Source organism: Protofrankia sp. Cr1, assembly GCF_963555865.1.
Taxonomy (GTDB): domain Bacteria; phylum Actinomycetota; class Actinomycetes; order Frankiales; family Frankiaceae; genus Protofrankia.
This window is the reverse complement of the sequence record NZ_CAUVXO010000386.1, coordinates 1-5,082: the sequence shown is the minus strand read 5'-3', so window position 1 is coordinate 5,082 and position 5,082 is coordinate 1. Positions and strand designations below refer to the sequence as shown.

The following is a 5,082-nucleotide window of genomic DNA, read 5'->3' as shown; positions in this document are numbered from 1 at the left end:
GGTCACACGCTCCGGATTCGGTATCCGCCGTGAACGAACGGGACGGACGGTGATCTCACGGCCTAGCACCTTCGGCGACAGTTCGGTGATGAGGTCACACCACGGTTTGCCGTTGTGCGCTGCATTCTCGCCTCTGAGGTTCAAAAGAGCATGGTCCATTTCGTGGATGAGCGTGTCGATGACGGTGAGCGGTCCGCCTTTGTTGAAGAGGGTTTGCGATAGGGTGATCCGCGGGCCTTCGGGCTGAAAGCGGGTTAGTCCGGTGCAGTGTCCGTAGGCGGTGATGCCGATGAGGATCGGCAGGGGTGGCAGCTCATCGGCGAAGAGTTCGTTGTTGATGCGTTCGAATTGGTCGACTGCGAATTTTCCGGCGTCTTTCCATAGGAGAGTCGCGGCCCGTCGATATTCATCGATTGTGTCTTCCAGCTGGAAGACACACCCTCTCTTTGACTGGGTCATGCGGCACCGTCCGGGGCACGGTTGGGGATGTTGAGCTGGACCACGACCCCTCCCGATGGTGACTGTGAGTGGCTGTCGGACGGGGTGGGGTGAGGCGTTCCGGACTGGTCGTGCCCTCCCTGTTGTGCCCTCGGGCCTCCAGTCGTGCCCAGTCGCGCCCCGCGTGCCCGGGGGCCAGACTGGGCGCGGCTGGGCACGACTGACTCTTCGGAGTCCGGCGGAGGGAGCGACCACCTGGTTTCGGACGGGTAGCCATCTCGGGTGATGACTACTTTTAGTGACTCCCTGGCCTTTCGAAGGATCTTGGTGGAGATGCCCTCTTCCGACGCTGCCTTTTTGGTGTCCGCGCTGGACGCCGAGCCTCCGTTCTCCTCGAGGTACTCCTTGAGCCATGCCTCAGCATCGCTACTCCGGTATCCAGGACCGGTCGAGCCCAGAACCTCGGATACGGACGCATCGGCCATTCCCTGGAATGAAAACTTGCCGACGTGGGTGTCACCATTCTTTGTTTCCACGATGGCGTCTGATATCGCGTAGGCCAGAGACGGAAGGTCGTGATGGTCGCGGCCGAGACTATTTTTGACCTGGGTCATTACCCTGTCGCCGTTTTCGGCGTCCCGCGCGAAGCCGAAAATGGACCGGGCAACGTTCTTGAATGCGCCGGAGCCGGTTATCAGCGATGCGACGTCGCTACCGTTGCCCTTGTTGAAATGGGCGATTCCGAGGATTACCGCGCGGGATCGATCCGCGAGTCTCGCCAATGGATCGAGCGCGGTCCGGGTATTTCTTTCATTATGCGTGTCGATCTTTTCCCCGATTGCGGACATCAATGGGTCGATCACGACGAGCGCGATACCGTGCCTGATTACTTCGGCTTCGAGAAGGGCATTGTCCGCTGGCAGGGATAGGGTCATCTCGGTGTCTTTGTCGACAATAACGTCGAATCGTCCGATCATGCTGCGGTCCACATCGGCGGCAATCATTCTCGGGAGGAGAGTGTGCTTCCACGAGTCCTCTACGGCGACGTACAGGACTCTGCGGGGTTCGCCGTAAAAGCTGCCGGGGAGTGTGCCGCGGGTGATCTGCGCGGCAAGCCAAATCCCAAAGCTCGACTTTCCTGTTCCTTCCCGTCCGGCTGCGATGGCGAGCGTGCCGGACGGGATCCGCCCGAAGGGGGCAGGAATCCGCATTTTGGAGAGGGCCTCTTCGGTGAGGTCTCGACCGTCGTCTTCCCACGCCCAAATGACCGGTTCGGGATCTTCTTCTGTGCCCCAGATGATTCGAGCCCGGCGACCTGTCTGCGGGGTTGAGGCTTGGCCGTCCGGCGTGTCAAGGTCAGTTCCACTACTGCTAGCCATGCGCGCGGTTTCGGCTGTTTCAGCGTTCATGCTGCGTCACCAGCTGTCCGCGGTGCACGCATTCCGGCGGATAGCCCGGACTCGACAGTTCGAGTCGCCTCTGACATCGGGAGGCCCGCTGTTACTCCCGCGTTGACGAGGGCTTGGCGGACGTCCAGCTCACCCAACAGGCCACCCGCGACGAGTCGGCCCATCTTGAATGCGGCACCGTTGAGGGCATGGTTCCGGCCGCTGTCGGGCGTCATGCCAGCGATATCCGTGCATTCCCCGGTCAATGCGGCCAGTGCCCAGCGTTCCCGCCGCGCGCCGGTGCTTGGCGCGGTCCTGGATACGGCGCGGGTGGTCGGCGGTAGTGGCGGCGAGGGCCGCTGATCAATGGGAATCCACGGTGGAATGAGGCTCATCGGGTGCCCCCCGTCCGACACCACGTGTAGCGGCGTCCGGAAACATGCAGGGATGGCGCCGCGACGACATAGCCGGATTTGCCGCGGTAGTCGAGTCCGGGCAGGAATCGGGTTTTGTTGGTGTCTCCGGATGGTGGGACAAACAAATGCCAGCCGATTTCACGGCCGGTTTCGGCGATTCCGAGAATGTCCGGCGGGTAGCCGGCACGGTCCATGTCGGCGAGGGATGCGAGTCCTTCCGGGCCGTCGAGGTCGATGACGTCGAAGTGAACGCCGGTCCGAAGCCCGAGGTTGGCATGCGGCCAGCGGGACCACCATGATCGGATCACTTCCGGGTTGATGCTGGCGTTGTGCAGGCCGCGGGGTGCAGCGCGGCCGATGGGGTGCTTCGCCGGGCGGTCGCAGTCGGGCGTACCGCATGCGCACCGGCCGCCAACAGGCCACCACAGCGGGAAAATTGGCCAGCCGCGCCGGGCGTAGCCGAGCGCCGCGGCTCCGAGGTCAGGCGGTGCGGGGTGGGGTATTGTCATTTTGGACCTTCGTTGGGGTCTGGTTGGTGTATGCGCGGGCCGGGGTGGCCGCCCCGGCTCCGCCTTCGCCTATATCGGGCTCAATCCCAAGCACGCGCAGTAGCGGCACCGTCGGGACCACCCATCTGCGGCCGAGTTTGATGACCGGCACCGGGAACTCATCCCGCCCCGCAAGATCCAGGGCGACCGATCGGCCGATACCGAGCGCCTTCGCGGCTGTGGGCCACAGGGGCACCGTCGGTGGTCCCTCGAGTAGGTCGCGGATGGTGGGCACGCTGTCGACTGACGCGGTCATGCCGCAGACCTCCGTAGCTGCTCTACATAGCCGACGAGCGCGTCGTGTGGGATGCGCCGCGCCGATCCGATCCGGATGGACTCGAGCGCGCCGGACTCGAGGAGCCGGTAGATCGTCGCGCGGCTCAAGCCCAGTTCACGTTGGGCCGAGCGCACCGTGTGAAGCAGTGGCGGCGGATCGTCCACCGTCGTGACCTTGATCGCCATGTGGGTACCTCCTGATCGTCTCTGGACGACCATGAGAGTACGTCTCGACGCATACGCAAAGCAAGTATGGCTTGACACCTACTCCTCTCGTGCGTAGCTTGCGTCTCATGAGATCTCCGGCGTTGCCGCGCTACGTTCCAGACGTGGCCGATTCGGGATGGGACTCATATACGGCTGCCTCTGCGCCGGGTGGATGGATCCAGGTGAGGGCGGAGGCTCTGCGCGGAACGCTCTACGTCCGGTTCGTGACAGACGTAGATGGGCGACTGCGACCGGTGGATCTTGTAATTCTTGGCGACGAAGAGTCCGAGATCACATCCGGCGACCTGCGGAACTTGCCCCTGCATCGACTCACGGCGGCCGTGAACCATAAGATCCTCGGGTTCTTCACGGCACCGTCCAGTCCGGATGACGTGAAGAGCGCGCCGCGGCGGGCAATCGGTGCCCAGCTTGAGGGACTGTTCGACAGCGTTTCTGATCAGATGGACGAGCTTGAGGGGTCGGCCAGGGCTGCGAGAAAAGCGGCGCGAGAAGGGGTCCGAGAGCCCGTCAGGCGACCAGCGGGCCGTGATCTACCGGAAGACTTCTTTCAGACGGTCGCGGCGGCTTATAAGGATGCGGTCGACAAGGGCGCGTCACCTGGTCGATTGATCGCGGACGAAGCTGACGTCTCGCTTCGAACTGCTCAAGGCTGGATTGCCGACGCGCGTCGGCGCGGGTTCTTGCCGCCCGCCCGTCAGGGACGGGCGGGCTGAGATGGCCAGCAACCGCTACCCGGGCGTCTCGCGGCATTGTGGATGCCGCGACGGGGAGACCGGGGCCAAGCTCGGTGCGAAGTGCCCGAAGCGGGCCAACCCGCGGCACGGCACCTGGCAATGGCGGTGCGACATCGGCCCGGGGGTCGATGCGAAGACCGGGCAGTGGAAGAGCCGGCGGCAGGCATCCGGGGTCGCAGCGACAGCCAAGGAGGCGTCCGACGCTCGTGCAGCGGCCCTGAAAGAGGTCTCCGACGGCACCTATGCGGAGAACTCCGGGATGTCGGTTGCCGACGGGCTCAAGGTTGCGATGGACGCGAAGAAGCTGAAGGGCCTGGCCGAGAGCACCCTTCACGGCTACCAAGATCACATTGACCTGTACCTCGTCCCTCACCTGGGGCGCCTGCCGTTGCGGGACCTGCGCGCCGGTCATCTGGAGGCGATGTACGTAGCGATCCTCGCGGGCAACGATGCGAAGGTGGAGGCCAAGAAGCGTCCGGTCCGACAGCCGACGATCGTTGCCGTCCATCGCACGGTTCGCGCGTTGTGCTCGGTGCTCCGCCGACGTCGGTTGATCCCGTTCAACCCTGCGTCGGATGTGGAGCTGGCGACGCCGGACAAGCCCGAGGTTCTGGTGTGGACCGGCGAGCAGATCGGCCAGTTCCTCGACTACTGCGAGTCCGAGAATGACCCGCTGACCGCTGCGTTCCACGTGACCGCGTGCTTGGGTCTGCGCCGCGGGGAGCTCTGCGGCCTGCGCTGGGCGTACCTCGACTTGGACGCCGCGACGGTGACGATTCCGTCAACGCCCGGAGCGACGATCATCACCGTCGGCGGGAAGGCTCGCCTGTCGAAGCCGAAGACCCGCCGGTCAGCGCGAACCGGTGTCCTCGACTCTGACGCCGTGGAGGCGTTGCGCCGCTGGCACCGTCGGCAGGCTGCGCAGAAGCTGGCGATGGGTGCGGCCTGGTCGGACTCCGGGTTGGTGTTCACGCAGGCGGACGGGTCGGCCTGGCATCCGGACACCGTGTCGTCTCGTTTCGAGACGCTGTCGAGGCACGCGAAGCTTCCGAAG

General features: G+C 64.4%; 8 protein-coding genes. 2 read left to right on the top strand and 6 right to left on the bottom strand.

Annotated elements, in window-relative coordinates; genetic code table 11:
* The 6 genes from U9980_RS21945 to U9980_RS21920 all read right to left on the bottom strand — a co-directional run.
* Nucleotides 1–459 (bottom strand): SprT-like domain-containing protein (locus U9980_RS21945; protein WP_322769654.1); only part of this gene is annotated, 459 nt, incomplete at its 3' end.
* Nucleotides 456–1,847 carry an AAA family ATPase gene (locus U9980_RS21940; protein WP_322769653.1) on the bottom strand — a complete coding sequence of 464 codons (1,392 nt, stop codon included), beginning with the start codon at nt 1,845–1,847 and terminating at the stop codon, nt 456–458. The genes U9980_RS21945 and U9980_RS21940, both read right to left, overlap by 4 nt.
* Nucleotides 1,844–2,221, bottom strand: a complete 378-nt coding sequence (locus tag U9980_RS21935; protein ID WP_322769652.1) for a hypothetical protein — start codon at nt 2,219–2,221, stop codon at nt 1,844–1,846. The genes U9980_RS21940 and U9980_RS21935 overlap by 4 nt, the downstream gene beginning before the upstream one ends.
* The gene (locus tag U9980_RS21930) at nt 2,218–2,751 is read right to left on the bottom strand and encodes a bifunctional DNA primase/polymerase (protein ID WP_322769651.1); all 534 of its coding nucleotides are present in this window, start codon (nt 2,749–2,751) and stop codon (nt 2,218–2,220) included. The genes U9980_RS21935 and U9980_RS21930 overlap by 4 nt, the downstream gene beginning before the upstream one ends.
* Nucleotides 2,723–3,046: a hypothetical protein gene (locus U9980_RS21925; RefSeq protein WP_322769650.1), complete on the bottom strand. Its 324-nt coding sequence runs from the start codon at nt 3,044–3,046 to the stop codon at nt 2,723–2,725. The genes U9980_RS21930 and U9980_RS21925 overlap by 29 nt, the downstream gene beginning before the upstream one ends.
* Nucleotides 3,043–3,252 (bottom strand): excisionase family DNA-binding protein, encoded by a 210-nt coding sequence (locus U9980_RS21920; protein ID WP_322769649.1) that lies wholly within the window; start codon nt 3,250–3,252, stop codon nt 3,043–3,045. The genes U9980_RS21925 and U9980_RS21920 overlap by 4 nt, the downstream gene beginning before the upstream one ends.
* Nucleotides 3,253–3,455: 203 nt before the next feature.
* Here U9980_RS21920 and U9980_RS21915 point away from each other — a divergent pair, with 203 nt between their 5' ends.
* Nucleotides 3,456–4,007: a hypothetical protein gene (locus U9980_RS21915; protein WP_322769648.1), complete on the top strand. Its 552-nt coding sequence runs from the start codon at nt 3,456–3,458 to the stop codon at nt 4,005–4,007.
* 1 nt (nt 4,008) lies between these two features.
* Nucleotides 4,009–5,082 (top strand): site-specific integrase (locus tag U9980_RS21910; RefSeq protein ID WP_322769647.1); only part of this gene is annotated, 1,074 nt, incomplete at its 3' end.

Coding starts and splice junctions, on each gene's coding strand:
- U9980_RS21940 (WP_322769653.1), bottom strand. CDS start 1,847: ATGAACGCTGAAACAGCCGAAACCGCGCGCATGGCTAGCAGTAGTGGA.
- U9980_RS21935 (WP_322769652.1), bottom strand. CDS start 2,221: ATGAGCCTCATTCCACCGTGGATTCCCATTGATCAGCGGCCCTCGCCG.
- U9980_RS21930 (WP_322769651.1), bottom strand. CDS start 2,751: ATGACAATACCCCACCCCGCACCGCCTGACCTCGGAGCCGCGGCGCTC.
- U9980_RS21925 (WP_322769650.1), bottom strand. CDS start 3,046: ATGACCGCGTCAGTCGACAGCGTGCCCACCATCCGCGACCTACTCGAG.
- U9980_RS21920 (WP_322769649.1), bottom strand. CDS start 3,252: ATGGCGATCAAGGTCACGACGGTGGACGATCCGCCGCCACTGCTTCAC.